Source organism: Limnohabitans sp., from assembly GCF_044373035.1.
GTDB lineage: Bacteria > Pseudomonadota > Gammaproteobacteria > Burkholderiales > Burkholderiaceae_C > Limnohabitans_A.
Genome location: NZ_JBILQU010000176.1, coordinates 1 through 3608 on the forward strand (window position 1 = coordinate 1; position 3608 = coordinate 3608).

Consider the following 3608-nt stretch of genomic DNA (forward strand, 5'->3'; position numbering starts at 1 on the left):
ACAGCACCCAAATTGGCCGCCAGGTTAAGGGGCTGCAAAAGGCAACGGCGGCCTCGAACACCACCGCCCGATCTTGTTGCAACAACCGCTTCGTCTGCGCCAGAGCGCTTAGATGGTCGGTCGCTTCAACCTCGACCCCTTCAGGAAATTGGCACTTGGCCAGCTCTCCCACTTGGTAGCCCCCTTCCGCCAACATCTGCAAAAAGCTGTCCTCTTGCTTGGTGTCCCGGTAGATCTTGGGCTTACCGGTGTAGAACAACTTAGTCGGACATTCCACGGCCAACTTGAAGCGCGATTTGGTGAGGTAACGCATGGGGGTTTTCATAATGACCGAATCGTAGCCATCTGAAGGCTCGCCTTGTAAGCCTATCAACAAAGAACATTAAGCATTAACTGCGTCAAAGTACCGACCCTTAAGGCGGCTGGCCAGAGCTGCGCCGCGTGCGCCATGGCCATCGTCCACATGTTCGTTTAATCTGCGTGAGTCGTGAAAGAATGAAAACAGTTCCACCACATGCCGGTTGGCACAGGTCTGATCAACCAGCATCAGACCGTTTGCTCACACCCGCGCCCAGTGCGCTATTCCGTGATGGCCCCACCAGTCGATCTGGAACTGTTGGCGCAAATGCCGCAGCATGACGTAACGATTAATAAAAGGGCTGTGGACATTCATCCCATTGAACTATCGCGGACATACCGCTCAATAGCTCCGGAAGCTTTGTTAACTACATCATTTGCACGACGGTTCGATTCGAACCAATTTCCAAATTTCCTTCCGAACTCAGGCCACTGCTCATGTACATGCCCGTCCGGCAGCTTCTCAGGAAAGGCACCAAAACGCTCAGCCAAAAATTTACCGATATCTCGCCAGTCAATTTGTATGACCTTAGGGAAGTTGGTTTCCAGTTCAACGCTCTTTTCTGCACCAACACAAATGTACTGAAGGGTGTAGAAATCATCTTGGTAGCGTCCCACGGCATACATAGCAGATGCAATGTCTTCAACCTCACGCTCGTCTCTCGCGAAACCCAATCTACGAATGACGCGCTGCATATTCTGTGAATCTCTTGATGTCCAAGGTCCATTCATCTTGCAGATGCCAGCCTTTACTTCAACAAGAATAAACAACGCTTGCATATCCCTTCCCGTCGCAAGGGCGGTCAGCGTTGGATCGTCCTCCATGTCACGGCCATTGATCATTTCACGGCTACCAACAAAACGAACGCCCATGAGATCCGCCTCAGTCCTAGCGAAACGCGGGGTACCATCTCGCGCAATATGCGCCCTAGACTTGTCTAGGTGAACCACAAAGCCTGGTATTGACAAGAATCCGTTAAGCCTGAAATACCACCGAGCTACATCTTCCGCCCGCTCGCCCTTTCGTTTGCTTTCTTTGCGTTGCCGCTCCTCATAGGACAGAGTAACCATATTTCCCTCCAAACGTTATTTCGTCGATGTGCCAGCGCGCTATTAAGGCTTCGCTCCCAGCCTGTCTCGCTGCGAACCAGACTTGCCATAGTCCAAGGCAAATTGACGGCAACCAAGGTCCGAGGCTACGAAGGAGCAAATGGCGATCACCGCTTACTCACCAAAAGCAAGTCTTGCAACGATATGGAAAATGGGTGGCCAATAGCGGCAGCGGCAGGTTTGTTGGCCAGGGCGGCGTAATCCCAATCAGTGCCATCCTGCACCATCATGGCCCTGACCAACCCAAGAAGCCTGTGATGACCCAACCCACGATTGTTTTTTCTCCGCTGCAAGCGGGTGTGCCTGCGGCAGGCGGTGCGCTGGATTTGCTGGTGCGGGTACAGGCGCCTGACCGCCCTGCCGATTTGGCTACAGCCCATTTGCCCAAGCGCTTGGCTTTGGTGGTGGACCGCTCGTTTTCGTTGTCAATGCCAGCGAAGTTTTGGACGGCGTCGAGGACGGGCGTGTTCAGGCTCCGGCCGAAGATAGCTTGTGGGATGGGGTGATCAGCTTGAACTGTACGGGCGAGCGCTCGAAGGCGTTGCAGGCGGCCATTTGGGCGATGGTGTCGTCCAGGTCCTGGTAATTGAAAGCGGCGGTCCAACGGTGGATTTTTTGCATGGCGGCCATAAAGGGGGCAGCGTCAGCCTGGCGGCTCAGGGCTCGCAGGCTGTCCAGGTATTCCTCGCGAAACAGGGTGGGCACGATGATTCGGCAAGCACCCACGGCGGAAAGTTCGGCGTTCATGACCAGCCGCGCCAGACGGCCGTTGCCGTCGGTGAAGGGGTGAACTTCGGACACGATGAACATGGCCAGCAGCGCACGCGGTGTACCTGCGGGCACGCTGGGCAAGATTTGCGTGGCTTGTACCAAGGTGCCTCGCACTCTTTGCGGAGCCACAAATTCGGTGTTGCCTGCACGGTTGGCCAAAACTTTGAATTCGCCGGGGCCGACTTCGGGGCGCTCTTGCATTTGGTCGGCATGGCGGGCACGCAGTTGCGCCAGCACGGGTTCGCCACTGGCCAGGGTTTGCAAGGCCCAGCTGGGTTGCAGGGCTTGGCGGTACACGCCCAAGATGTCGTGTGAGTCTTTGGGCCGCTCGGCAATAGGCTGGCCTTGCAACACAAAGGCGCGGGCGTGCTGCACGTCGAATTCGGTGCCTTCGATGAAGTTGCTGAAGTACGACTCCAAAAACGCAAAGTTGGCCCGCGCAGCTTCGGTTTGCGCCACAGCAGGCGGTTGCACCAGAGGGGTGGCTCGCAGCGCGACGGCGAGTTGCTCAAACAGGGCCAGGCGCTGTGCGTCGTAGGGCATGGGCGCTGTGCGGGCGCGGCCTTCTGGGGTGGTGAGCTGCGAGGCGCGGGTGCCCAAAATGCTGCCCACCAGGTCATCAAGCACTTTGAATTCGGATTCGAGCGACAAGGTGGGGGCCAGGGCGCGGGCTTGTTCGCGCAATTGAGACAGGGCTTCTTCACCACGGGCGTCGCAGGTGTCGAGCAGGCGTTTTTCGACGGCTTCACGCCCCACAGAGCGTCGGTTGGGACCGCGTGTGGGCTGCAGGTTTTCCAGCAGCAGGCGGGGCAGCGATGGAAAGTAAAGTTCGCGCCCAAGCATGGCGGTGTCGCCGGGCGCAGGCGGTGGGCCTTTCCAGAGCATGACGGTCAGGCCAGGCAGCTGTGCTGTGCGCTTGGAGTTGTGCGTCAGGTGTATCACGCCATCTTCGGCTTGACCGCCATTGAAGGCGCTGCGGTGGCTGAGCACGGCACCCGGAAACAAAGCAGCCAGCACCCGCAAGCGCTCGCGGGCCATCAGGGCCGGCCAGTCTGACGGCGGCAGGCTGCTGACAATGCCAGGCGCGATGCGCGAGAGTTGACCAGCCTGGACGCCACGTTGCGCTGCCCGCTTTTGGGCAGGGCTGATCTCGGCATAAAGGATCAACGCCGTGTCTGTTGTCGCGTTTTTGCGTGTTAAGGAGTCGAGCATGGCCTGAATTGTCGCTTTTTATATATTCTATTTTGAAAATTGTCGCATATTCAATGCACAGCAGGGTTTCATAGAGCGGCCAGCACTTGTATCCATGGCTTGGGCTTTGTCATCAGGGTATCTTGCACCCACTGGCGGTAGTCGTCAAACAAGCGACC

3 protein-coding genes are annotated in these 3608 nt (G+C 57.1%); all 3 read right to left on the reverse strand.

Annotated features, from left to right (window positions below; genetic code table 11):
• A partial coding sequence (locus tag ACIQ47_RS15315) for a hypothetical protein (RefSeq protein ID WP_396438909.1) occupies window positions 1–313 on the reverse strand: 313 nt, incomplete at its 3' end.
• A 356-nt stretch (window positions 314–669) separates the two neighbouring features.
• Window positions 670–1230 carry a hypothetical protein gene (locus ACIQ47_RS15320; RefSeq protein WP_396438910.1) on the reverse strand — a complete coding sequence of 187 codons (561 nt, stop codon included), beginning with the start codon at window positions 1228–1230 and terminating at the stop codon, window positions 670–672.
• A 705-nt stretch (window positions 1231–1935) separates the two neighbouring features.
• Window positions 1936–3450: a Fic family protein gene (locus ACIQ47_RS15325; RefSeq protein ID WP_396438911.1), complete on the reverse strand. Its 1515-nt coding sequence runs from the start codon at window positions 3448–3450 to the stop codon at window positions 1936–1938.
• Window positions 3451–3608: the final 158 nt, after the last annotated feature.